The 23673-nt window shown below is 69.5% G+C and carries 22 protein-coding genes; 1 reads left to right on the forward strand and 21 read right to left on the reverse strand.

All coding sequences use genetic code 11. The features are described 5' to 3' along the window. Window positions 1–216 precede the first annotated feature (216 nt). On the forward strand, window positions 217–2052 hold the full coding sequence (locus tag QHG49_RS11750) for a glycoside hydrolase family 18 chitinase (protein WP_159705045.1): 1836 nt from the start codon (window positions 217–219) through the stop codon (window positions 2050–2052). 22 nt (window positions 2053–2074) lie between these two features. On the opposite strand, the gene QHG49_RS11755 is transcribed toward QHG49_RS11750, so the two are convergent. The 21 genes from QHG49_RS11755 to thrC all read right to left on the reverse strand — a co-directional run bounded on the left by QHG49_RS11755 (window position 2075) and on the right by thrC (window position 23668). Continuing rightward, entirely contained in the window at window positions 2075–2521 is a 447-nt protein-coding gene (locus QHG49_RS11755; RefSeq protein ID WP_145491157.1) for a DUF2550 domain-containing protein, read from the reverse strand. A 153-nt stretch (window positions 2522–2674) separates the two neighbouring features. Next, window positions 2675–3049 carry a F0F1 ATP synthase subunit epsilon gene (locus tag QHG49_RS11760; RefSeq protein ID WP_037656493.1) on the reverse strand — a complete coding sequence of 125 codons (375 nt, stop codon included), beginning with the start codon at window positions 3047–3049 and terminating at the stop codon, window positions 2675–2677. Between the two features lie 110 nt (window positions 3050–3159). Then, a complete protein-coding gene (gene atpD / locus QHG49_RS11765; RefSeq protein WP_145491160.1) occupies window positions 3160–4596 on the reverse strand; it encodes a F0F1 ATP synthase subunit beta in 1437 nt (478 codons plus the stop codon). After that, entirely contained in the window at window positions 4596–5513 is a 918-nt protein-coding gene (locus tag QHG49_RS11770) for a F0F1 ATP synthase subunit gamma (protein WP_145491164.1), read from the reverse strand. The genes atpD and QHG49_RS11770 overlap by 1 nt, the downstream gene beginning before the upstream one ends. Window positions 5514–5534: 21 nt before the next feature. After that, a complete protein-coding gene (gene atpA, locus QHG49_RS11775; protein WP_145491167.1) occupies window positions 5535–7127 on the reverse strand; it encodes a F0F1 ATP synthase subunit alpha in 1593 nt (530 codons plus the stop codon). A gap of 160 nt (window positions 7128–7287) precedes the next feature. Further along, window positions 7288–8103, reverse strand: a complete 816-nt coding sequence (locus QHG49_RS11780) for a F0F1 ATP synthase subunit delta (protein ID WP_145491171.1) — start codon at window positions 8101–8103, stop codon at window positions 7288–7290. After that, entirely contained in the window at window positions 8100–8645 is a 546-nt protein-coding gene (locus QHG49_RS11785) for a F0F1 ATP synthase subunit B (protein WP_145491174.1), read from the reverse strand. Before QHG49_RS11785 ends, QHG49_RS11780 begins: the two co-directional genes overlap by 4 nt. Window positions 8646–8686: 41 nt before the next feature. Next, window positions 8687–8914 carry an ATP synthase F0 subunit C gene (gene atpE / locus QHG49_RS11790; RefSeq protein WP_037656501.1) on the reverse strand — a complete coding sequence of 76 codons (228 nt, stop codon included), beginning with the start codon at window positions 8912–8914 and terminating at the stop codon, window positions 8687–8689. A gap of 75 nt (window positions 8915–8989) precedes the next feature. Further along, window positions 8990–9829: a F0F1 ATP synthase subunit A gene (gene atpB, locus QHG49_RS11795; RefSeq protein WP_159705042.1), complete on the reverse strand. Its 840-nt coding sequence runs from the start codon at window positions 9827–9829 to the stop codon at window positions 8990–8992. Between the two features lie 210 nt (window positions 9830–10039). After that, window positions 10040–10480: a hypothetical protein gene (locus tag QHG49_RS11800; RefSeq protein WP_301489335.1), complete on the reverse strand. Its 441-nt coding sequence runs from the start codon at window positions 10478–10480 to the stop codon at window positions 10040–10042. A 301-nt stretch (window positions 10481–10781) separates the two neighbouring features. After that, window positions 10782–12110 (reverse strand): MraY family glycosyltransferase, encoded by a 1329-nt coding sequence (locus tag QHG49_RS11805; protein ID WP_301489337.1) that lies wholly within the window; start codon window positions 12108–12110, stop codon window positions 10782–10784. Between the two features lie 153 nt (window positions 12111–12263). Beyond that, window positions 12264–13502, reverse strand: a complete 1239-nt coding sequence (gene glyA / locus QHG49_RS11810; RefSeq protein ID WP_159705033.1) for a serine hydroxymethyltransferase — start codon at window positions 13500–13502, stop codon at window positions 12264–12266. A 93-nt stretch (window positions 13503–13595) separates the two neighbouring features. Further along, complete coding sequence (locus tag QHG49_RS11815) at window positions 13596–14273, reverse strand: protein-tyrosine-phosphatase (RefSeq protein ID WP_159705030.1); 678 nt, start codon at window positions 14271–14273, stop codon at window positions 13596–13598. Then, a complete protein-coding gene (locus QHG49_RS11820) occupies window positions 14270–14917 on the reverse strand; it encodes an L-threonylcarbamoyladenylate synthase (protein ID WP_145491193.1) in 648 nt (215 codons plus the stop codon). The genes QHG49_RS11815 and QHG49_RS11820 overlap by 4 nt, the downstream gene beginning before the upstream one ends. A gap of 50 nt (window positions 14918–14967) precedes the next feature. Then, window positions 14968–15813 carry a peptide chain release factor N(5)-glutamine methyltransferase gene (gene prmC / locus QHG49_RS11825; protein ID WP_145491196.1) on the reverse strand — a complete coding sequence of 282 codons (846 nt, stop codon included), beginning with the start codon at window positions 15811–15813 and terminating at the stop codon, window positions 14968–14970. Window positions 15814–15850: 37 nt separating this feature from the next. After that, entirely contained in the window at window positions 15851–16918 is a 1068-nt protein-coding gene (gene prfA, locus QHG49_RS11830; protein WP_145491200.1) for a peptide chain release factor 1, read from the reverse strand. A gap of 109 nt (window positions 16919–17027) precedes the next feature. After that, on the reverse strand, window positions 17028–17249 hold the full coding sequence (gene rpmE, locus QHG49_RS11835; protein WP_030042685.1) for a 50S ribosomal protein L31: 222 nt from the start codon (window positions 17247–17249) through the stop codon (window positions 17028–17030). A gap of 185 nt (window positions 17250–17434) precedes the next feature. Next, window positions 17435–18565, reverse strand: coding sequence for an LCP family protein (locus QHG49_RS11840; protein ID WP_145491203.1), 1131 nt, complete (start codon window positions 18563–18565; stop codon window positions 17435–17437). 321 nt (window positions 18566–18886) lie between these two features. Further along, window positions 18887–20902, reverse strand: a complete 2016-nt coding sequence (rho, locus tag QHG49_RS11845; protein ID WP_301489348.1) for a transcription termination factor Rho — start codon at window positions 20900–20902, stop codon at window positions 18887–18889. Between the two features lie 409 nt (window positions 20903–21311). After that, the gene (gene thrB / locus QHG49_RS11850) at window positions 21312–22229 is read right to left on the reverse strand and encodes a homoserine kinase (protein ID WP_159705024.1); all 918 of its coding nucleotides are present in this window, start codon (window positions 22227–22229) and stop codon (window positions 21312–21314) included. Between the two features lie 380 nt (window positions 22230–22609). After that, window positions 22610–23668, reverse strand: coding sequence for a threonine synthase (thrC, locus tag QHG49_RS11855; protein ID WP_145491212.1), 1059 nt, complete (start codon window positions 23666–23668; stop codon window positions 22610–22612). Between the last annotated feature and the right edge of the window lie 5 nt (window positions 23669–23673).

The following is a 23673-nucleotide window of genomic DNA, read 5'->3' on the forward strand; positions in this document are numbered from 1 at the left end:
TACAGCGCATCGGATCGTTGATCGGTCACGACGATCGTACGCAGCCCGCCGCCTGCACTTCGCTGGGGAAAACCCCCCAATCCAGCGGGGGTGTACAGGAGTTGGAATGGTCCAGACCTATTGACCCGTGGTCCAGACCTTTCTACCCTCGCAGCACCGTGGGCATGAAGGCTCAGTCATGCCCCCTGTCACCCCCACTACCGAGGGAGGCGCTCGATGCGCTTCAGACACAAGGTCGCGGCAGGGCTCGCGACCCTGGTACTCCCCCTGGCCGGACTGGTCGGACTCGCGAGCCCCGCACCGGCCGCGAGCGCCCAGGCGGCCGGCGTCACCGCGAGCTTCACCAAGTCCAGCGACTGGGGCACCGGCTTCGGCGGCCAGTGGACCATCAAGAACGCCGGTACCGCCGGCGTCAGTTCCTGGACCGTCGAATGGGACTTCCCCTCCGGCACGTCCGTCACCTCCGCCTGGGACGCCGACGTCACCAACTCCGGCAACCACTGGACGGCGAAGAACAAGTCCTACAACGGCACCCTCGCCCCCGGTGCCTCCGTCAGCTTCGGCTTCAACGGCGCCGGCTCCGGAAACCCCGGCAACTGCACGCTCAACGGCAGCAGCTGCGACGGTACGACGGCCCCCGGCGACTCCGCCCCGAGCGCCCCCGGCACCCCGACCGCCTCCGGCGTCAGCGACACCTCGGTGAAGCTCTCCTGGAGCGCGGCCACCGATGACAAGGGCATCAAGAACTACGACGTGCTGCGCGACGGCAAGGTCGTGGCCACCGTGACCACCACGTCGTACACCGACACCGGGCTCACCGCGGGCAGCGACTACTCCTACTCCGTGCAGGCCCGCGACACCGCCGGCCAGACCGGTCCGGCCAGCGCCGCTCTCGCCGTGCACACCACCGGCGGCGGCTCCACCACTCCCCCGCCCGCCGGCGGCAAGGTCAAGCTCGGCTACTTCACCGACTGGGGCATCTACGCCCGCAACTACAACGTGAAGAACCTGGTGACCTCCGGCTCCGCCGCCAAGATCACCCACATCAACTACGCCTTCGGCAACATCACCGGCGGCAAGTGCGCCATCGGCGATTCCTACGCCGACTACGACAAGGCGTTCACCGCCGACCAGGCCGTCAACGGCACCGCCGACACCTGGGACCAGCCGCTGCGCGGCAACTTCAACCAGCTGCGCGAGCTGAAGGCCAAGTACCCGAACCTGAAGGTCATCTGGTCCTTCGGCGGCTGGACCTGGTCCGGCGGCTTCGCCGACGCGGCCAAGGACCCGGCCGGTTTCGCCCAGTCCTGTTACGACCTCGTCAACGACCCGCGCTGGGCCGATGTGTTCGACGGCATCGACATCGACTGGGAGTACCCGAACAACTGCGGTCTGACCTGTGACACCAGCGGGCCGGAGGCGTTCAAGAACGTGATGGCCGCGCTGCGCGCCAAGTTCGGCTCCAGCAAGCTGGTCACCGCCGCGGTCTCCGCCGACGGCTCGAACGGCGGCAAGATCGACTCCGCCGACTACTCCGGCGCCTCGCAGTACGTCGACTGGTACAACGTGATGACGTACGACTTCTTCGGCGCCTGGGACGCGAAGGGCCCCACCGCCCCGCACTCCCCGCTCACCTCGTACAGCGGCATCCCGAAGGCGGGCTTCACCACCGCCGACGCGATCGCCAAGTACAAGGCGGCCGGTGTCCCCGCGGCCAAGCTGCTCATCGGTATCGGCTTCTACGGCCGCGGCTGGACCGGTGTCACCCAGGACGCCCCGGGCGGCACCGCCACGGGCCCGGCGGCCGGCACCTATGAGCAGGGCATCGAGGACTACAAGGTCCTCAAGTCGTCCTGCCCGGTCACCGGCACCGTCGCGGGCACCGCGTACGCCCACTGCGGCAGCAACTGGTGGTCGTACGACACCCCGTCGACCATCGCCGGGAAGATGAGCTGGGCCAAGACCCAGGGCCTGGGCGGCGCGTTCTTCTGGGAGTTCAGCGGCGACACCAGCGACGGCGAGCTGGTGAACGCGATCAGCAGCAACCTGTAGTTCTCGTCAACTGCACGACGCGCTAAGCCACATTGACGCGCTGACCGGGCGGGGCTGCTTCCAGCCACGCGAGAAAACCGGTCAGCGCGTCTTCGCTCATGGCGAGTTCGAGGCGCGTGCCCCGGTGGACGCAGGCGAGGATCACCGCGTCGGACAGCAGCGCCAGTTCCTCCTCGCCCTCGGGCAGCCGACGGCCGGCCACCTCGATCTGGGCGCGTTCCAGGACGCGGCGCGGGCGGATGGCGTAGGAGAAGACCCGGTACCACTCGATGCGGTCGCCGTTGTAGCGGGCGACGCCGTAGCTCCAGCCCTTGCCGCCCGTGTCCGGTTTCTCGGCCACGTCCCAGCGCAGGGAGCAGTCGAAGGTCCCGCCCGAGCGCTGGATCAGCCGGCGGCGCAGGCCGAACAGAAACAGCCCGACCACCACGAGCGCGACCACGATCCCGCACACAGTCAGAGCGAGGACCATCGGCACCGACCTCCTCGTCTCCTAGGTAGGGAACTGCTTCTACTACTGAGTAATGAAACGGAAAAAACACCTACATCTGCCTCAGCCGCGACCGGCACCGGATTGCTCCGGGCCGGCCGCGGCTGAGTGATGTCAACGTACCGCGCGGCTGGTTCAGCGCGCGGTCGCCGCACGAAGTCGGACGTCCGCGCGGCGCTCGGCGGCGGCGTCGCCCTCCGCCTTCGCGCGCTCCAGCTCCCGCTCCGTGCGCTGGACATCGATCTCGTCCGACAGCTCGGCGATCTCGGCCAGCAGGGACAGCTTGTTGTCCGCGAACGAGACGAAACCGCCGTGCACCGCGGCGACGACCGTTCCGCCATCACTCGTACGGATGGTCACCGGGCCCGACTCCAGCACACCGAGCAGCGGCTGGTGACCGGGCATGACGCCGATGTCGCCGGACGTGGTGCGCGCGACGACCAGGGTGGCCTCGCCGGACCAGACCTGGCGGTCCGCGGCGACCAGCTCGACGTGCAGCTCAGCAGCCAAGGGTGGCTCCTCGGGTCACCACCCGGCAGGGGTGCCGGGTGTTGGGGTCAATTCTAGTGGGCGTTGCGGAGGGGGCGGGACGCGCCCGCCCCCTCACATGAGCACGAGGCTCAGGAGACGCCCAGCTCCTTGGCGTTGGCCTTGAGGTCCTCAAGACCACCGCACATGAAGAACGCCTGCTCCGGGAAGTGGTCGTACTCGCCGTCGCAGATCGCGTTGAACGCGGTGATCGACTCGTCCAGCGGCACGTCCGAACCGTCCACGCCGGTGAACTGCTTGGCGACGTGGGTGTTCTGGGACAGGAAGCGCTCCACGCGACGGGCACGGTGGACGACGAGCTTGTCCTCCTCGCCGAGCTCGTCGATACCGAGGATCGCGATGATGTCCTGCAGGTCCTTGTACTTCTGCAGGATGTTCTTCACGCGCATGGCCGCGTTGTAGTGGTCCGCGGCGATGTACCGCGGGTCCAGGATCCGGGACGTCGAGTCCAGCGGGTCCACGGCCGGGTAGATGCCCTTCTCCGAGATCGGACGGGAGAGAACCGTCGTCGCGTCGAGGTGGGCGAAGGTGGTGGCCGGGGCCGGGTCGGTCAGGTCGTCCGCGGGGACGTAGATCGCCTGCATCGAGGTGATCGAGTGACCGCGGGTCGACGTGATGCGCTCCTGGAGGAGACCCATCTCGTCGGCCAGGTTCGGCTGGTAACCCACCGCGGACGGCATACGGCCGAGCAGCGTGGAGACCTCGGAACCGGCCTGCGTGAAGCGGAAGATGTTGTCGATGAAGAACAGCACGTCCTGCTTCTGGACGTCACGGAAGTACTCGGCCATGGTGAGGCCGGCCAGCGCGACGCGCAGACGGGTGCCCGGGGGCTCGTCCATCTGACCGAAGACAAGGGCGGTCTTGTCGATGACGCCCGAGTCGGTCATCTCCTCGATGAGGTCGTTGCCCTCACGGGTGCGCTCACCGACACCGGCGAACACGGAGACACCGTCGTGGTTGTTGGCGACACGGTAGATCATCTCCTGGATGAGCACCGTCTTGCCGACGCCGGCGCCGCCGAACAGGCCGATCTTGCCGCCCTTGACGTACGGGGTGAGCAGGTCGATGACCTTGACGCCCGTCTCGAACATCTCGGTCTTCGACTCGAGCTCGTCGAAGTTCGGGGCCTTGCGGTGGATCGGCCAGCGCTCGCCCTGGTACTGCTCGTCGACATTCAGCACCTCGCCAAGGGTGTTGAACACCTTGCCCTTGGTGAAGTCGCCGACCGGCACCGAGATCGGCGCGCCGGTGTCGGTGACCGCGGCCTGGCGGACCAGGCCGTCGGTCGGCTGCATGGAGATGGTGCGGACCAGACCGTCACCCAGGTGCTGGGCGACCTCCAGGGTCAGCGTCTTCTTCTCGCCGGCGTTGGCCGGGTCGGAGACCTCGACGTGCAGCGCCTGGTAGATGTCCGGCATCGCGTCGACGGGGAACTCCACGTCGACGACCGGGCCGATGACCCGGGCGACGCGGCCCGTAGCCGTCGCGGTCTCAACAGTGGTGGTCATTATCGGTCACTCCCCGCGGTCGCGTCGGCCAGGGCGCTGGCGCCACCGACGATCTCGCTGATTTCCTGGGTGATTTCGGCCTGGCGGGCCGCGTTGGCAAGACGGGACAGCGTGTTGATCAGCTCGCCCGCGTTGTCGGTGGCCGACTTCATCGCGCGCCGCGTGGCGGCGTGCTTGGAAGCGGCCGACTGAAGCAGCGCGTTGTAGATACGGCTCTCCACGTAGCGCGGCAGCAGGGCGTCGAGGACGTCCTCCGCCGAGGGCTCGAAGTCGTAGAGCGGCAGGATCTCGCCCTCGGACTTCGTCTCCTCGGCGACCTCTTCGAGGCGCAGCGGAAGCAGCCGCGCGTCGAGCGCGGTCTGCGTCATCATCGAGACGAACTCGGTGTAGACGATGTGGAGTTCATCCACGCCGCCCTCGGCCGTGTCCTTCTCGATGGCCTCGATCAGGGGTGCCGCGACCTTCTTCGCGTCGGCGTACGACGGCTCGTCGGTGAAGCCCGTCCACGACTCCGCGACCTTGCGCTCGCGGAAGTTGTAGTGGGCGACACCGCGCCGGCCGACGATGTACGCGTCGACCTGCTTGCCCTCGCGCTCCAGGCGCTCGGTCAGCTGCTCCGCCGCCTTGATGGCGTTGGAGTTGAAGGCGCCGGCCAGACCGCGGTCGCTCGTGAGGAGCAGGATCGCGGCACGGGTCGGGGTTTCCGCCTCCGTGGTGAGCGGGTGCTTGGTGTTCGACCCCGTACCGACCGCCGTGACCGCGCGCGTCAGCTCGGTCGCGTACGGCGTGGAGGCCGCCACCTTGCGCTGCGCCTTGACGACGCGCGAGGCGGCGATCATCTCCATCGCCTTGGTGATCTTCTTGGTCGCGCTGACGGATCGGATGCGACGCTTGTAGACCCGGAGCTGGGCTCCCATGAGTCAGGTCCCTTCCTTACGTCACTTGGCGGCAGCGGCAGGAGTGTCCTCGCCGAGCAGCTTGCCGTCCGAGGTCTCGAACTGCTTCTTGAACTCGGCCACCGCGTCGTCGATCGCCTGGATCGTGTCGTTCGACATCTTGGCGCCCTCCTTGATGGAGGTCATCAGGCCCTGGTGCTTGCGGTGCAGGAAGTCCAGCAGCTCCCGCTCGAAGCGGCGGATGTCGACGACCGGGACCTCGTCCATACGGCCGTTGGTGCCGGCCCACACGGAGACGACCTGGTCCTCGGTGGCCATCGGCTGGTACTGGTCCTGCTTCAGCAGCTCGACCATGCGCTGACCGCGCTCCAGCTGCGACTTCGAGGCCGCGTCCAGGTCGGAACCGAAGGCGGCGAACGCCTCCAGCTCACGGAACTGGGCGAGGTCCACACGAAGGCGGCCGGAGACCTGGCGCATCGCCTTGTGCTGGGCGGAGCCACCGACTCGGGAGACCGAGATACCGACGTTCAGCGCGGGACGCTGACCGGCGTTGAACAGGTCCGACTCCAGGAAGCACTGGCCGTCGGTGATGGAGATGACGTTGGTCGGGATGAACGCCGAGACGTCGTTGGCCTTGGTCTCGACGATCGGCAGACCGGTCATCGAACCGGCACCCATCTCGTCGGAGAGCTTGGCGCAGCGCTCCAGCAGACGCGAGTGCAGGTAGAAGACGTCACCCGGGTAGGCCTCACGGCCCGGCGGGCGGCGCAGCAGCAGGGACACGGCGCGGTAGGCGTCGGCCTGCTTCGAGAGGTCGTCGAAGATGATGAGGACGTGCTTGCCCTCGTACATCCACTGCTGACCGATGGCCGAACCGGTGTACGGCGCAAGGTACTTGAAGCCGGCCGGGTCGGACGCCGGGGCGGCGACGATGGTCGTGTACTCCAGCGCGCCGTTCTCCTCCAGCGAGCGGCGAACGCCCGCGATGGTGGAGCCCTTCTGGCCGATGGCGACGTAGATGCAGCGGACCTGCTTCTTCGGGTCGCCGGTGCGCCAGTTGTCGCGCTGGTTGATGATGGTGTCGACGGCCAGGGCGGTCTTGCCGGTCTGGCGGTCACCGATGATCAGCTGACGCTGACCACGGCCGATCGGGGTCATCGCGTCGACGGCCTTGTAGCCGGTCTCCATCGGCTCGTGCACCGACTTGCGCTGCATGACCGTGGGGGCCTGCAGCTCAAGGGCGCGGCGGCCGGACGTCTCGATCTCGCCGAGGCCGTCGATCGGGTTGCCGAGCGGGTCGACAACACGGCCGAGGTAGCCCTCGCCGACCGCGACGGAGAGCACCTCACCGGTACGCGTGACCGGCTGGCCCTCCTCGACGCCGCTGAACTCGCCGAGGACGACGGCACCGATCTCGCGCTCCTCGAGGTTGAGGGCGAGGCCGAGGGTGCCGTCCTCGAACTTCAGCAGTTCGTTGGCCATGGCCGAGGGAAGACCCTCGATCTTCGCGATGCCGTCGCCGGCGACGGTGACCGTACCGACCTCCTCGCGCGAGGCCGCGTCCGGCTTGTACGACTGGACGAAGTTCTCCAGCGCGTCCCGGATCTCCTCCGGCCGGATCGTGAGCTCCGCCATCTGGGTTCCCTGCTCTCCTTGTTGGGCCCGAAGTTTCACTTTGGGGGGATGGGGACTCCCCCCAACAGGAGGTGAATCCTCTGCACGGCCCAACCAGGGCCGTATGTACGTACTGCTATTACTCGGTATGTCGAGGTGCTGCGTCGCTGGCGCGTCGCCGCTAGCCCGCCATGCGGCGGCCGGCCTCGTCCAGTCGGTCCGCGAGCGAACCGTTGATGACCTCGTCACCGACCTGTACCCGCATACCGCCGACGACGTCGGGGTCCACGTCCAGGTTGAGGTGGATCCGGCGGCCGTAGAGCTTGCCGAGGGCGGCGCCGAGGCGCTGCTTCTGGGTGTCGCTCAGCGGTACCGCCGAGGTGACGACGGCGACCAGACGGTCCCGGCGCTCCGCGGCCAGCTTGGACAGGGACTCCAGTCCCGCTTCCAGGCTACGACCACGCGGCGCGGCCACGAGGCGCACGACCAGTCGCTCGGTGGCGGGCTTGGCCCGTCCGCCCAGCAGCCGGTGGAGCAGCTCGGTCTTGGCCCCGGCGCCCGCGGTGCGGTCGGTCAGGGCGGCGCGCAGCTCGGTGCTGGAGGAGACGATCCGGCCGAACCGGAACAGCTCGTCCTCGACCTCGTCGAGGTTGCCACGCTTCTCCGCGGCGGTGAGGTCGGCGATGTCCGCCAGCTGCTCCGTCGCGTACACCAGGTCGCGGGGCTGCGACCAGCGGGCGCGGGCCAATCCAGCCACCAGGTCGACGGTCACGCCGCTGACCTGGGCGCCGAGCAGGCGCTGGACCAGTTCCGCCTTGGCCTCTCCGGACTGCGCCGGGTCGGTGAGAACCCGGCGCAGGCCGGCCTCGCGGTCGAGCAGCGCGGTGACGGCCGCCAGCTCGTCGGCGAGCGTGGCCGCGTCCACGGACGTGGAGTCCGTCAGCGCGTCGAGACGCTCCCGTGCGGCTGCCAGGGCCTCGCGGCTCGCTCCGTTCATCGCGCGGCCTCGGCCTTCTCCTCGAGTTCGTCGAGGAAGCGGTCGATCACACGGCTCTGCCGGGCGTGGTCCTCGAGGGACTCGCCGACGAGCTTGCCGGCCAGGTCGGTGGCGAGCTTGCCGACGTCCTGGCGCAGCGTGGACGCGGCGGCCTTGCGGTCGGCCTCGATCTGGGCGTGACCGGCGGCGACGATCTCCTCGCGCTGCCGCTGGCCCTCGGCCCGCATCTCGGCGATGAGCGTGGCACCCTGCTCCTGCGCCTCCTGACGCAGTCGCGCGGCCTCGTGCCGTGCCTCGGCGAGCTGGGCCTTGTACTGCTCAAGGACGCTCTGGGCCTCGGTCTGCGCGGCCTCGGCCTTTTCGATACCGCCCTCGATGGCCTCGCGACGCTCTTCCAGAACCTTGTTGATGTTCGGGAGGAGCTTCTTGGCGAGGAAGCCGAAGACGATGACGAAGGCGATCAGGCCGATGACGAGCTCCGGCCACGGCGGAATGAGAGGGTTCTCCTTCTCCGCCGCAAACTGAACCCATGAGTGGGTCATCTCAGTGCCTTTCGTCGAATGGGCTGTCGCTGTCGTTCGACTCAGGAGTAGACGAACGGCATGACGAGGCCGATGAGGGCCAGCGCCTCACAGAACGCGAAGCCGAGGATCTGGTTGGAGCGGATCAGGCCCGCCGCCTCGGGCTGACGCGCGAGAGCCTGCGTGCCGTTACCGAAGATGATGCCGACGCCGACGCCGGGGCCGATGGCCGAAAGGCCGTAACCGACGGAGCTGAGCGAACCAGTGACAGCGGCAAGGGTCTGGGACATGCCAGTTCTTCCTTTTCTTTACGGACCGGTGGGGGGTTGGCCACCGGACGACCAGGGGTTTCGGGGCGGAGTGGCTCAGTGGTGCTCGGCGAGCGCGCCCTGGATGTAGGAGCAGGTCAGCAGGACGAAGACGTACGCCTGGACGGCCTGGATGAACAGCTCGAAGGCGGTCATGACGATCGTCATCACGAACGAGACGCCGGCGTAGGCGATACCGATGCCGTTCAGCATGTACCAGCTCGCGATCGTGAAGAGCACGATCAGCGTGTGGCCGGCGAACATGTTCGCGAAGAGTCGGACGGCGTGGGTGAAGGGGCGGACCAGCAGGTTCGAGAACAGCTCGATGACCATGGCCAGCGGCAGCACCGCGCCGAGCGACTTGTCGTAGCCCGTGAAGTTCTTGAAGGCGCCGACGAAACCGTGCCGCTTGAAGGTGAGCGAGACCCAGAGGACGTAGACGATCGCGGCCAGCGCTGCCGGGTAGGCGATGATCGCCGTCACCGGGAACTGGGCGACCGGGATGATCGACCAGATGTTCATCATCCAGACGAAGAAGAAGAGAGAGACGATCAGAGGTACGTACTTCTCTCCTTCCTTCTTGCCGATGGTCTCGTAGACGACACCGCGGCGCACGAAGTCGTAGCCGGCCTCGCCGACCATCTGGAGCTTGCCCGGAACGACCTTGGCCTTGCCGAAGGCGGACCAGAAGAAGCCCACGACGATGATGGAGCCGAGCAGGGCGAGGAGCATCGGCTTGTTGAAGTACAGGCCGTTCGTGTCCCCCCAGATCGGCTCGAAGAGGAACGAATGCAGGCCCGGAGCGACGGTCCCGAAGCCGCACCCGCTGAACAGGTGGCAGCTCGAGTCGAAAGCGAGCGTCTGCGTCGGATCAGCACTCACCGCGGGCTCCTTCATCGTGGCGCATAGGTACGGCAACCTCGTTGTGTCGGCGCGGCGTGCGGCCGCGGGTCGGCACGGGACTGGTGTGACGGATGTGGGGGCGGCTGGGGGGCATCTCGCCTCGCGATCGGACAGGCGTCAGCTCAGATGCCCGCGCCCGCGATGCCGCAGTTGGCACCGGACGATAGCAGCATGCGTGCTGCGCCTTTATCCCGGCCCTACCTCTCACGACGAACGCCCTGTCTTTTCGGGCTTGTCACCCGAGGACGAGGCGTCCGGTTCGACGTAGAGGGTCTTGGCCTTCATGTGCGCACGCGTCTGTGCGCCGATCCACGTAAGGGTGGCGAGCACAAGCGTGATGGCGAAGGCGCGCGGGTTGAAGAGCGTGGTGTTCTTGAACAGTGCGACGAAGATGACCATCAGCAGCAGCTGGGCCGCGTAGAGCATCAGGCCCATCATCTGGAACAGCTGCGGAAAAGACTTGGCGGTGCGCTGGAGCACGTACAGACCGAGCCCCATGAACACGATCACGACCAGCGTCCCGACGACTGCCCCGATCGCTCCCTTGCCACCCGCGACCACACCACTGACGACGGCGGCGAGCGCGCCGACGACAGCCGTGGGTACGGCGGCCTGGGCAAGGATCCGGGCGTCAGAAGACGGCATGGCGGCAACTCCGCTTTCACAGGGGGCAGGTGTCGTCATGGACGAGCGTAGTCCCGGGCTGAGTGAACGAGATCTCACACCAAAGGACCGTCGCACTACGGTCCGTCGGCTCTATCCGGGGTTCTCGTGAACAGTATCACAAACTATTTGATGAGGTCTTTACCTGGTAGGTGTGCTTGCTGTCACACATGAGAGTGACTCTGCACGTCTGATCAGAAACCAAGCCGCTTTGTCTGGTATTAGGGATCTTTGCTCCCCCACGACTTGGCAATGCTCTAGTCAGATTCTTACCTTGCCCGCTTCAGGAACGGTCAGGAAAACGCCCACGAGTGCCGATTGCGGTCGCCCCGTTGACGCCGGACACACCGGCCGGGACGGGCGCGCGCTCCTCGGTCTCCGGTTCGTCCGCGCCGTCCTCCGCGGCTGACTCCACGGCGGGTTCCGCTTCCGCGGCCACCGCGCGCCGGCGCCGGTAGCGCGGCGGCACGAAGCGCTGGGCCCACACGGGCACCCGCGGCGTGAAGCGCGGCAGGAGCAGCAGGACGAGGCCCACGGCGCTGAGGAAGACGACGCCGAGCACGATCCACATCGACGCCGAGTTGACCGAGTAGGCCAGCGCGCCGAAGGCGATCAGCGCCGACCAGAAGTACATGATCAGCACCGCGCGGCTGTGCGAGTGGCCGATCTCCAGCAGCCGGTGGTGCAGATGCCCGCGGTCCGCGGCGAACGGCGACTGGCCGCGCCAGGTGCGGCGCACGATGGCCAGCACCAGGTCGGCGGCGGGGATCGCGATGATCGTCAGCGGCATCAGCAGCGGGATGTAGACCGGCACCATCTGGTGCACGGTGGCGCGCTCGGAACCGGAGAACAGGTTCATCACGTCCGGGTCCACCTGACCCGTGATCGAGATGGCGCCCGCGGCCAGCACCAGGCCGATCAGCATGGAGCCGGAGTCGCCCATGAAGATGCGCGCCGGGTGCATGTTGTGCGGCAGGAAGCCCAGGCACATGCCCATCAGGATCGACGCGAAAAGGGTGGCGGGGGCGGCGGCCTCGATGCCGTACGACACCCAGACGCGATACGCGTACAGGAAGAACGCCACCGTCGCGATGCACACCATGCCGGCCGCGAGGCCGTCGAGGCCGTCCACGAAGTTCACGGCGTTGATGGTGATGACGACGAGCGCCACGGTCAGCAGGGTGCCCTGCCACTGGGTCAGCGCCACATTGCCGACGCCGGGGATGGGCAGCCACAGGATCGTCAGACCCTGCATGACCATGACGCCGGCGGCGATCATCTGGCCGCCGAGCTTGATCAGGGCGTCGATCTCGAACTTGTCGTCCAGGACGCCGATCAGCCAGATCAGGGCGGCGCCGGAGAGCAGGGCGCGCGGCTCGTTGGACTTCTCGAACACCCAGTTGAGGCTGCTCAGGTGGTCGGCGACCAGCAGGCCCGCGCACAGTCCGAAGAACATCGCGATCCCGCCGAGGCGCGGAGTGGGCTCCCGGTGCACGTCCCGGGCCCGGATCTCCGGCATCGCCCCCGCCACGATCGCGAACTTCCGCACCGGCCCTGTCAGCAGGTACGTCACCGCGGCCGTGATGCAGAGCGTCAGCAGGTATTCACGCACGGGCTTCCCCACAGGTCTCGCTGGCCATCACAGCCCCACAGCCTAGCGGCGGGCGTATACGGATGAGGACTTACGGGTAGCCAGGATGGTTGCAGACCTCGCTGTGACCCTCGCTGTGTCCGGACTGTGCCCTGTTGGTGCGGCTGCCCCCGTTCAGTCCGGATACGGCGGGAACGCGCCGGTCAGCTCGCGCACCTCGGCCCGCGCCCCGGCCGGTTCCGGGTGCCCGCGCACCACCGCGGCGAGCAGCTTCGCGATCCGCTCCATCTCCGGTTCGCCCATGCCCTGCGTGGTCACCGCGGCCGTTCCCAGCCGCAGGCCCCGGCCGTCGCCGTGCGGCAGCGCGCAGCAGTCCAGGACGATCCCGGCGGCGGCGAGCCGGCCGCGGGCGGTACGGCCGTCCACGCCGAGCGGTGCCGCGTCGGCGGTGATCAGGTGCGTGTCCGTGCCGCCGGTGGTGACGATGAGCCCCTCCTCGGCGAGGTGGCCGGCCAGGGTGCGGGCGTTGGCGACCACCTGGTGCGCGTACGTGGCGAACCGCGGGGTCGCGGCCTCGCCGAACGCGACGGCCTTGGCGGCGACGGTGTGCATCTGCGCCCCGCCCTGGGTGAACGGGAACACCGCCCGGTCCACCCGCTCGGCCAGTTCGGCGCCGCACAGGATCATGCCGCCGCGGGGGCCGCGCAGCACCTTGTGCGTGGTCGCGCAGACGATGTCGGCGTACGGCACCGGGTTCGGGGCGGCGCCGCCCGCGACGAGGCCGATGGGGTGGGCGGCGTCCGCGATCAGATAGGCGCCGACCTCGTCGGCGACCTCGCGGAAGAAGGCGTGGTCGATGTGCCGGGGGTAGGCGATGGAGCCGCACACGATCGCCTTGGGGCGGTGGTTGCGGGCCAGGTGGCGTACCTGGTCGTGGTCGATCAGCCCGGTCTCCGCGTCGACGCCGTAGCCGACGAAGTCGAACCAGCGGCCGGAGAAGTTGGCCGGGGAGCCATGGGTGAGGTGTCCGCCGTGGGGCAGGCCGAGGGCGAGGACGGTGTCACCGGGGCGCAGCAGGGCGGCGTACGCCGCGAGGACGGCGGAGGAGCCGGAGTGCGCCTGTACGTTCGCGTGCCGGGCCCCGAAGAGCGCGCAGGCCCGCTCCACGGCGAGCCGCTCGGCCATGTCCACGATCTCGCAGCCGCCGTGGTGGCGGGCGCCGGGGTAGCCCTCGGCGTACTTGTTCGCCAGCGGCGAGCCGAGGGTGGCGAGCACGGCGCGGGAGGTGAAGTTCTCCGCCGCGATCAGCTGGAGCGACGTGGACTGCCGGCGCAGCTCCCCCATCAGGATCTCGGCCACCTCCGGGTCCTGTTCCCGCAGGACATCGGCCTGGTGCAGGGTGCTGACCGACATGGCGGGCTCCGGGCGGTCGACGGTGACGTATCCCCAATGTAGGCCGGGGTCCGTCAGGCGGCGCGGTGTGCGGCGCCGGGCCGGCGCCCGGCACTACATCCGCGCCGGGACACCCGTCAGCGCCGTCACCACCGGGTCCAGCGCGTCCCGTATCTCGTCGCCGATGGAGCGGAAGAACGGCAGGGGGGCGCCGTAGGGGTCGTAGACCTCGTCGGCCTCGGCCGTGGGGGCCAGGAGCCAGCCGCGCAGGGCGGCGGCGGCACGGACCAGGGCGCGGGCGCGCATGACGAGGCCGTCCTCCAGGGGCGGCAGCGTCACGGGGTCGATCGCGCGGACCAGCCGCGTGAACTCCTTGAGGGTGAAGGTGCGCAGGCCCGCCGAATGGCCCATGGAGATGACCTGGGCGCGGTGGTCGCGGGTCGCGGTCAGGACCAGGTCGGCCCGGATGACGTGCTCGTCGAGCAGTTCCCGGCCCATGAAGCCGGAGGCGTCCGCGCCGAACTCGGCCAGCACGGTCTCCGCGTTGGCCTCCATGGGCGCGCCCTCGTGGCCCCAGGTGCCCGCGCTCTCCACGATCAGCCCGCCGCCGAGCACACCGAGGCGCTCGGCGACGAAATGCCGGGTCAGCCGCTCGGTGATGGGCGAGCGGCACACGTTGCCGGTACTGACGTGGAGGATGCGGAAGCTGTCGCGCGGAAACCCGAACGTCGTCGTCTCCTCCGCGAGGCGCTCCCCGATGCCTATGCCACGCCCCGCTTCAGGGGCCGTCAATTCGCCACCTCGAGGTCGGGTACGACCTTGCGCAGCTCGTCCGCCGAGATGGCGCCCTCGCGCAGCAGCACCGGCACGTCGCGGGAGACGTCCACGATGGACGAGGGCACGTTGCCCGGGGTCGGGCCGCCGTCGAGGTAGACGGAGACGGAGTCGCCGAGCATGTCCTGGGCGGCGTCGCAGGTCTCCGGCGACAGGTGCCCGGTGAGGTTGGCGGAGGACACGGCCATCGGGCCGACCTCGGTGAGCAGCTCGATGGCGACCGGGTGCAGCGGCATGCGCACGGCGACCGTGCCCCGGGTGTCGCCGAGGTCCCACTGGAGGGACGGCTGGTGCTTGGCGACCAGCGTCAGGGCGCCCGGCCAGAACGCGTCGACCAGTTCCCAGGCCATCTCGGAGAAGTTCGTGACGAGGCCGTGCAGGGTGTTCGGGGAGCCGATGAGCACGGGGGTGGGCATGTTGCGGCCCCGGCCCTTGGCGGCGAGCAGATCGGCGACGGCCTCGGAGGAGAACGCGTCGGCGCCGATGCCGTAGACCGTGTCGGTCGGCAGCACCACCAGCTCGCCCCGGCGGACGGCGGACGCGGCTTCGCGCAGACCCGTCGCGCGGTCGGTCGCGTCGTTGGTGTCGTATCGCCGTGCCATTTAACGGGCCTCCTCGTACACAAACTGCGGGGTTGACGTCTCGGTGCTGCTCACGGCAGCGCCTTGCGGGCGGTGGCGAACCGCGGCCGGTTGTTGAGGTCCGGGTGATCGGCCGCGTCGGCCCAGCCCCGCTCCTCGGTGAAGATCCACGGCACCTGTCCGCCCTGGGTGTCGGCATGCTCGATGACGACGACCCCGCCGGGCCGCAGCAGCCGGTGCGCGGTGCGCTCGATGCCGCGGATCAGGTCGAGCCCGTCCTCCCCCGAGAACAACGCGAGTTCGGGATCGTAGTCGCGGGCTTCGGGGGCGACGTACTCCCATTCGGTGAGCGGGATGTACGGCGGGTTGGAGACGACCAGGTCGACCTGGCCGTCCAGGTCGGGGAACGCGGTCAGGGCGTCGCCCTGGCGCAGGTCGACCCTGGAGCCCTCGACGTTCTTGCGGGTCCAGCGCAGCGCGTCCTCGGACAGCTCCACGGCGTGCACCCGGGAGCGCGGCACCTCCTGGGCGAGGGCGAGCGCGATGGCCCCGGAGCCGGTGCACAGATCGACGATGCACGGCTCGACCACGTCCATGGCGCGCACCGCGTCTATGGCCCAGCCGACCACCGACTCGGTCTCCGGCCGGGGCACGAACACGCCGGGCCCGACCTGGAGTTCCAGGTAGCGGAAGTAGGCCCGCCCGGTGATGTGCTGGAGCGGCTCGCGCTGCTCGCGCCGGGCGATGACCTCCCAGTACCGGGCGTCGAAGTCCGCGTCCTTCACGGAGTGCAGTTCGCCGCGCTTGACGCCGTGCACGAACGCGGCGAGCTCCTCCGCGTCGGTACGCGGCGAGGGCACGCCGGCGTCGGCCAGCCGCTGGGTGGCCTGGGCCACCTCCGATAGCAGCAGGTTCACGCGAGTCCTCCGGAAGTCAGCAAATCCTCGTGGTTCCTTACGCGGCCGCGAGCTTCGCCGCGGAGTCGGCGTCGACACAGGCCTGGATGACCGCGTCGAGCTCGCCGTCCAGGACCTGGTCCAGGTTGTACGCCTTGAAGCCGACACGGTGGTCGGAGATGCGGTTCTCCGGGAAGTTGTACGTACGGATCTTCTCGGAGCGGTCGACGGTGCGGACCTGGCTGCGGCGGGCGTCCGCGGCCTCCCGCTCCGCCTCTTCCTGGGCCGCGGCGAGCAGCCTGGAGCGCAGGATACGCAGGGCCTGCTCCTTGTTCTGGAGCTGGCTCTTCTCGTTCTGGCAGGAGGCGACGACACCCGTGGGCAAGTGGGTGATGCGCACCGCGGAGTCCGTGGTGTTGACGGACTGGCCGCCGGGACCGGAGGAGCGGTAGACGTCGATGCGGAGGTCGTTCGGGTTGATCTCCACGTCCACCTCCTCGGCCTCGGGGGTGACGAGGACACCGGCGGCGGAGGTGTGGATACGGCCCTGGGACTCGGTGGCCGGCACGCGCTGCACGCGGTGCACGCCGCCCTCGTACTTCAGCCGCGCCCACACGCCCTGGCCGGGCTCGGTCTGCCCGCGGGTCTTCACCGCGACCTGGACGTCCTTGTAGCCGCCCAGCTCGGACTCGGTGGCGTCGATGATCTCGGTCTTCCAGCCGACGCGCTCCGCGTAGCGCAGGTACATGCGCAGCAGGTCGCCGGCGAACAGCGCCGACTCGTCGCCGCCCGCGCCCGCCTTGATCTCCAGGATGACGTCCTTGTCGTCACTCGGGTCACGCGGGACCAGCAGGAGGCGCAGCTTCTCGGTCAGTTCCTCGCGCTGCCGCTCCAGGTCCTTGACCTCGGCGGCGAAGTCGGGGTCGTCGGCGGCCAGTTCGCGCGCGGTCTCGATGTCGTCGCCGGCCTGCTTCCAGGAGCCGTACGTGCCGACGATGGGCGTCAGCTCGGCATAGCGCTTGTTCAGCTTGCGCGCGTTCGCCTGGTCGGCGTGGACCGACGGGTCGGCGAGCTTCGTCTCGAGGTCGGCGTGCTCGGCGACGAGTTCCTCGACTGCCTCGAACATCTTTCGGCTCCTGTACTGCGGTGAAGGGAAGGGGCGGGCGACCAAAAACGCCGGTCCCGGACGCACGCCCGCTCGGGCGTACGGCCGTGGACCGGCGAATGGGGGCTCGCTACTTCTTGGAGCCGGCGGCCTTGCCGAAGCGGGCCTCGAAGCGGGCCACACGGCCACCGGTGTCGAGGATCTTCTGCTTGCCCGTGTAGAACGGGTGGCACTCGGAGCAGACCTCGGCACGGATGGTGCCGGAGTCGATGGTGCTGCGAGTGGTGAACGACGCGCCACAGGTGCAGCTGACCTGCGTCTCGACGTACTCGGGGTGGATGTCGCGCTTCAAGGTTTCTCCTAGGTTTCGGGAGGGCGCCGGGTCGCCGCCGCGGGCTGCGGGGACGTGAACCGGGGCCGACGTACCAGTCTGCCAGGACTGGGGCCATCCCCCAAAACCGGGGGTGCGCCTGTTCTATTCCCAGGGCGGTCCGGGGCCGTCCGGCAGCGGTCCGGCAGCGGTCCGGCGGCCGTACGTCAGCCGCTCACCACGCCCTTGGCCTCGCCCGTGGCCGTGCCCTCGGTGGCCGCCTTCGGGATCGGGCGGTCGTTCTTCAGGGCGTCCCACACCAGCCGGGCCTTCGACTTCTCCAGCAGGACGCGGTTGGGGTTCGCCGGGTCGTACTGGACGGGCATGGTGACCATCGTCATGTCCCGGGAGTCGATGCCCTTGAGGCCGTCGGCGAAGTCGATCAGGGAGTTGACCGAGCCGAGGTCGGAGTCGGTGGTGACGGCCTTGGTGGCGGTGTCGGCGAGGTCGTACAGCTTCTTGGGGTCGCTGAAGACGCCGACGCTTCTGACCTGGCCGAGCAGCGCCTTGACGAAGGCCTGCTGGAGCTGGATGCGGCCGAGGTCGGAGCCGTCGCCGACGCCGTGCCGGGTGCGGACCAGGCCGAGGGCCTGCTGCCCGTCGAGGGTGTGCGTGCCGGCCTTGAGGTCCAGGTGGCTCTGCGGGTCGGCGATGGCCTTGGTCGTGGTCACCGGGACGCCGCCGAGGTCGTCGATGAGCTTCTGGAAGCCCGCGAAGTCGACCTCCAGGTAGTGGTCCATGCGGATGCCGGTGAGGGACTCGACGGACTTCACGGCGCAGGCCGCGCCCCCGGTGGAGTACGCCTCGTTGAACATCACGGCGCTCGCGGCGGGGTGCGTGGTGCCCTTGGTGTCGGTGCACGCGGGGCGGTCCACCAGGGTGTCCCGGGGTATGGAGACCACGCCGGCCTTCTTGTGGCCCTCGTAGACGTGCACGATCATCGCGGTGTCGGAGCGGGCGCTGCCGTCGTCCGTGCCGCCGCCGAGCTTCTTGTTGGAGCCGGCGCGGGTGTCGGAGCCGAGGACCAGGATGTTCTCGGAGCCGTTGTCGACCTTCGTCGGCCGGTCCTTGCCGAGGACCTGGTTGATGTCGACGCTGTGCAGGTTGCCGTTGAGCTTGAAGTACAGGTATCCGGCTCCGGCGCCGCCGAGCACCAGCACGCCCGCGGCCGTCCAGGCCGTCGCGAGCAGGGCCTTGCGGCCGGTGCTGCGGGGCTTGCGGCGTCGTCCCCGGCCCTTTCGGCCGGGCTCCCGGGCGCCGGGCTGGGGTATCGGTTCCGGCATGCTCTCGGCGGACACGGCACTCCTAGGTCTCGTCGATCGGTTACCCCCTGCGGTCAGGGTCGGGCGCGGTCGTCACCGCTCCATCGTCCCCCCGTGCGGTAGGACGGAGAAACTCGGGACAGCGTTGCACGACGCAGAGTGCCCACCGCGTGGGGCGATGGGCACTGTGTGTAGTCGGCGGCATCGGGTGTACGGCGCTCACCTGCGGCTTTGTCGCTGGTTGTCGTATGTTTCCGACCGGGTGCGGAACGTGACCCTTGTGGCAAAGGTCTCGCTTCGGACACGACGGAGGCCGCCCCCTGGGGGACGGCCTCTGTCGAACGGATCCGGTGACCGCTAGTCGCCGTTGCCGGGGGTCGGCGTCGTCTTCTGGATCTGCATCAGGAACTCGACGTTCGACTTGGTCTGCTTCATCTTGTCCAGCAGCAGCTCGATCGCCTGCTGCTGGTCCAGGGCGTGGAGCACCCGGCGCAGCTTCCAGACGATGCCCAGCTCCTCGGAGCCCAGCAGGATCTCTTCCTTACGGGTGCCGGACGCGTCCACGTCCACCGCCGGGAAGATGCGCTTGTCGGCGAGCTTGCGGTCGAGCTTGAGCTCCATGTTGCCGGTGCCCTTGAACTCCTCGAAGATCACCTCGTCCATGCGGGAGCCGGTGTCCACGAGCGCCGTCGCCAGGATGGTGAGCGAGCCGCCGTCCTCGATGTTGCGCGCGGCACCGAAGAAGCGCTTCGGCGGGTACAGCGCGGTCGAGTCGACACCACCGGACAGGATGCGGCCGGAGGCGGGCGCCGCGAGGTTGTAGGCACGGCCCAGACGCGTGATGGAGTCCAGCAGCACGACCACGTCGTGGCCCAGCTCCACCAGGCGCTTGGCGCGCTCGATGGCCAGTTCGGCGACCGTGGTGTGGTCCTCGGCCGGGCGGTCGAAGGTCGAGGAGATGACCTCGCCCTTGACCGACCGCTGCATGTCGGTGACCTCTTCCGGACGCTCGTCGACCAGGACGACCATCAGGTGGCACTCGGGGTTGTTGTGCGTGATCGCGTTGGCGATCGCCTGCATGATCATGGTCTTGCCGGTCTTCGGCGGGGCCACGATCAGACCGCGCTGGCCCTTGCCGATCGGCGACACGAGGTCGATGATCCGGGTCGTCAGCACGCCCGGGTCCGTCTCCAGGCGGAGGCGGTCCTGCGGGTACAGCGGCGTCAGCTTGTTGAACTCCGGGCGGCCGCGGCCGTGTTCGGGCGCCATGCCGTTGACGGAGTCGAGGCGGACCAGCGCGTTGAACTTCTCGCGGCGCTCCCCGTCCTTCGGCTGGCGGACCGCGCCGGTGAGGTGGTCACCCTTGCGCAGACCGTTCTTGCGGACCTGGGCGAGGGAGACGTACACGTCGTTCGGGCCCGGCAGGTAGCCGGAGGTCCGGATGAAGGCGTAGTTGTCGAGGATGTCCAGGATGCCCGCGACGGGGATCAGGACGTCGTCCTCGGTGACCTGCGGCTCGACGATCTCGTCGCGGCCACGACGGCCCCGGCGGTCGCGGTAGCGGCCGCGCCGGCCGCGGCGGCCGCCCTCGAAGTCGTCGTCGTCCTGCTGCTGCCGGTCCTGGCGGCCGCCCTGCTGGCCCTGCTGCTGACGCTGGCCGCCCTGCTGGTCGTCGCCCTTGCCGCGGCGGTCACCGCGGTCACCGCGCTCGCCGCGGTCCCCACGCTCACCGCGGTCACGGCCGCGCTCACGGCGGTCGCGGCGGCCGCGGCCCTCGCCGTCACCGGCGTCGTTCTTCGCGGACTCGCCCTGCTGCTGCGGCTGCTGGGCGTCGGCCTTGGAGTCGCTCTTCGCGTCGACGCGGGCCTCGGTCTTCGCCTCGGCGGCGGCCGGCTCGGCGCCGCCCGCGGCGGGGCTGCCGGCCTCGGCGGTGGCACGACGGCGACGGCGCTCGGTCGGCGCCTCGTCCCCGGCGGCGGGCTGACCGGGAATCTCGATCTGCTGCTGGGCCTTCTCGGCGGGCGCCTCGGACTTGGCCGCCTTCTGCGCGCCGTCCGCGCTCTCGCCGGTGCGGGCCTTGGAGGTGGCCCGGCGCTTCGGCTTGGTCTCGGCGGCGGCCTCGGCCTTGGGGGCACTGCCCTGGGCCTGCGCCTCCTTGATGACCTCGATCAGCTGGCTCTTGCGCATCCGCGCGGTGCCCCTGATGCCGAGGCCCGAGGCGACCTGCTGCAGCTCGGCCAGCACCATGCCCTCAAGGCCGGTACCCCGGCGCCGCCGGGAGCCGGCACCGGTGGCAGGCGCGGAGGCGTCCGTGGCGGGCGCGGCAGCGGTCTCCTCGACACGTGCGCCCATCAGATCGGTGGTGTCGCTCACGAAGGGTCCTTCCCTGGAGCGGACGTCGGCCTGTCTGGCTCGGCGACCGGTTGTGCTGTCCGGCTACGGTCCTGTCTTCGGTGAACCGTGCCGGGGCGGTGGTCCGCCAACGAACGCGGCGGAAGAGAAATGTGCGGTGACGGCGCTTCCGCGAGCCGTGACACCCGGTGTCACGTGGCGTGGAAGCACCTGCTCCGGAGCATGCCCTGCGGCCGGCTCAGTGCTCGCCTACGACGTACTGCCCAGGTACGGCGCGCGGAACACGGAGTGGCGTGGGGGGCTCCCGGAAGAATGTCTGTCCCGGACGGGGACACGTGGCACCTCGCCGTGGTGGGGTCGGGTGCAGACTTGAGATTAACACTACCGGATCCAACAAACATTCCCCCTCTCCAAATCCGGCAACCGTGTGTCAGGGCGCAAGCGGAAGCACGCTCGCTCCCCGCATGTCCAGGTCCAGCCGGTTGGCGGCCCAGCCCTCACCCGCGAGGTGGGAGACCTTGTCGGCGGTGCCGGCGTCGGTCAGGGCCATGACGGTGGGTCCGGCACCGGAGATGACGGCCGGGATCCCGTCCGCCCGCAGCCGCTCCACCAGCGCGGCGCTCTCCGGCATGGCCGGGGCGCGGTACTCCTGGTGGAGGCGGTCCTCGGTGGCGGGCAGCAGCAGTTCGGGGCGCCGGGTGAGGGCCTCGACGAGCAGGGCGGCGCGGCCCGCGTTGGCCGCGGCGTCGACATGCGGCACGGTGCGCGGCAGCAGTCCGCGGGCGGTTTCCGTCAGGACCGGCTTTCCGGGCACGAAAACCACCGGAACGATGGAATCGTCGGGGTCCATTCTGATCGCGCGGGCGGCGCCGGATTCCATCCAGGAGAGGGTGAATCCGCCGAGCAGACAGGCGGCGACATTGTCGGGGTGGCCCTCGATCTCGGTGGCCAGCGCCAGCAGGGCCGCGTCGTCCAGACGGGCCTCGCCGCCTATGGTCACGGCGCGGGCGGCCACGATGCCGGCGCAGATGGCGGCGGAGGAGGAGCCGAGGCCCCGGCCGTGGGGGATGCGGTTGGCGCAGACGATCTCCAGGCCGCGGGGCTGGCCGCCCAGCAGGTCGAAGGCGGTGCGCAGGGAGCGGACGAGGAGGTGGCGCTCGTCGCGCGGCAGGTTCTCGCTGCCCTCACCCGCGATGTCGATGTGCAGCCCGGAGTCGGCCACCCGGACGACGACGTCGTCGTAGAGCCCCAGCGCGAGGCCCAGGGCGTCGAAGCCCGGACCGAGATTGGCGCTGGTGGCAGGGGTGCGCACCCGGACGGCGGCGGCACGGAAGGCTGGACCGGCCATCGCTCGAAGACTCTCCTTGAGCTGCGTGACTGTCAAAGACATTCGATACGTACGTGGAGACCCTCGGCCGCGCAGACGGCGCGGCGTTGCCCCTATGCGCAGTGCATATGCAACGAGCGGGTTCGGTACAGCGTATCGAAGGAAGGTTCAGTAGCGACATAGGGCGCACAGGAGGCGCACGATGCGTGTCGTAAGCCCCTTGTGCACCCTGACAGGGCCTGACAGGAATGGGAAAGACCCTGTCAGGCGCCCTGTCGGGGAAGGCTCCGGTGTGCCTCGGCGCAACCGGTGCCCCGGCGTTCCGGCGCTCAGTGCCCCGGCGTTCCGGTGCCTCAGTGGCCCGGCATTCCGGTGCCTCAGTGGCCCGGTGCCACAGCGCCTCAGGCGAGGCCGAGGCGCTCGGCCGCGGTGGCCGCGTCGACCGGGACGGTGACCGGCTGCGGCGCGCCGGCGACGGCCCAGTCGGGGTCCTTCAGACCGTTGCCGGTGACGGTGCAGACGATGCGCTGGCCCGGGTCGACCTTGCCCTGCTCGGCGGCCTTGAGCAGACCGGCCACGGAGGCGGCGGAGGCGGGCTCCACGAAGACGCCCTCCTGCGCGGCCAACAGCCGGTAGGCGCGCAGGATTTCACGGTCCGTCACCTCGTCGATGGCGCCGCCGGACTCGTCCCGGGCGGCCAGCGCGTACTGCCAGGAGGCCGGGTTGCCGATGCGGATGGCGGTGGCGATGGTCGAGGGGTCCTTGACGACCTCGCCGCGCACGATCGGGGCGCTGCCGGACGCCTGGAACCCCCACATGCGGGGCGTGCGGGTGGCGAGCCTGTCGGCGGCGTACTCCTGGTAGCCCTTCCAGTACGCCGTGATGTTGCCCGCGTTGCCGACCGGCAGGACGTGGATGTCGGGCGCGTCGCCGAGCATGTCCACGATCTCGAAGGCGGCCGTCTTCTGGCCCTCGATCCGCACCGGGTTGACCGAATTGACCAGCGCCACCGGGTAGTTCTCGCTCAGCGAGCGGGCGAGGGTGAGGCAGTCGTCGAAGTTCCCGTCGACCTGGAGGATCTTCGCGCCGTGCACCAGGGCCTGGCCCATCTTGCCGAGCGCGATCTTGCCCCGCGGCACGAGCACGGCCGAGACCATGCCGGCGCGCACGGCGTACGCCGCGGCGGAGGCGGAGGTGTTGCCGGTGGACGCGCAGATGACGGCCTTGGCCCCCTCCTCCTTCGCCTTGGAGATGGCCATCGTCATGCCGCGGTCCTTGAAGGACCCGGTCGGGTTCGCGCCCTCCACCTTGAGGTGGACCTCGCAGCCGGTGCGCTCGGAGAGCACCTGCGCGGGCACGAGGGGCGTGCCGCCCTCTCGGAGCGTCACGACCGGCGTGGTGTCGGAAACCGGCAGCCGGTCCCGGTACTCCTCGATGATTCCGCGCCACTGGTGGGTCATTGCTC

Origin of the sequence: Streptomyces sp. WP-1 (assembly GCF_030450125.1) — a bacterium.
In the GTDB taxonomy this organism is placed as follows: Bacteria; Actinomycetota; Actinomycetes; order Streptomycetales; family Streptomycetaceae; genus Streptomyces; species Streptomyces incarnatus.

Bases quoted from the DNA above. Each gene is read 5' to 3' on its own strand.
- thrB (WP_159705024.1), bottom strand. From the start codon at position 22,229: ATGGCCGGTCCAGCCTTCCGTGCCGCCGCCGTCCGGGTGCGCACCCCT.
- QHG49_RS11785 (WP_145491174.1), bottom strand. From the start codon at position 8,645: ATGACCCACTCATGGGTTCAGTTTGCGGCGGAGAAGGAGAACCCTCTC.
- QHG49_RS11770 (WP_145491164.1), bottom strand. From the start codon at position 5,513: ATGGGAGCCCAGCTCCGGGTCTACAAGCGTCGCATCCGATCCGTCAGC.
- atpB (WP_159705042.1), bottom strand. From the start codon at position 9,829: ATGAAGGAGCCCGCGGTGAGTGCTGATCCGACGCAGACGCTCGCTTTC.
- glyA (WP_159705033.1), bottom strand. From the start codon at position 13,502: ATGTCGGTCAGCACCCTGCACCAGGCCGATGTCCTGCGGGAACAGGAC.
- atpE (WP_037656501.1), bottom strand. From the start codon at position 8,914: ATGTCCCAGACCCTTGCCGCTGTCACTGGTTCGCTCAGCTCCGTCGGT.
- QHG49_RS11800 (WP_301489335.1), bottom strand. From the start codon at position 10,480: ATGCCGTCTTCTGACGCCCGGATCCTTGCCCAGGCCGCCGTACCCACG.
- QHG49_RS11820 (WP_145491193.1), bottom strand. From the start codon at position 14,917: ATGGCACGGCGATACGACACCAACGACGCGACCGACCGCGCGACGGGT.
- atpD (WP_145491160.1), bottom strand. From the start codon at position 4,596: ATGACCACCACTGTTGAGACCGCGACGGCTACGGGCCGCGTCGCCCGG.
- prfA (WP_145491200.1), bottom strand. From the start codon at position 16,918: ATGTTCGAGGCAGTCGAGGAACTCGTCGCCGAGCACGCCGACCTCGAG.
- QHG49_RS11755 (WP_145491157.1), bottom strand. From the start codon at position 2,521: ATGGTCCTCGCTCTGACTGTGTGCGGGATCGTGGTCGCGCTCGTGGTG.
- QHG49_RS11780 (WP_145491171.1), bottom strand. From the start codon at position 8,103: ATGAACGGAGCGAGCCGCGAGGCCCTGGCAGCCGCACGGGAGCGTCTC.
- QHG49_RS11750 (WP_159705045.1), top strand. From the start codon at position 217: ATGCGCTTCAGACACAAGGTCGCGGCAGGGCTCGCGACCCTGGTACTC.
- atpA (WP_145491167.1), bottom strand. From the start codon at position 7,127: ATGGCGGAGCTCACGATCCGGCCGGAGGAGATCCGGGACGCGCTGGAG.
- thrC (WP_145491212.1), bottom strand. From the start codon at position 23,668: ATGACCCACCAGTGGCGCGGAATCATCGAGGAGTACCGGGACCGGCTG.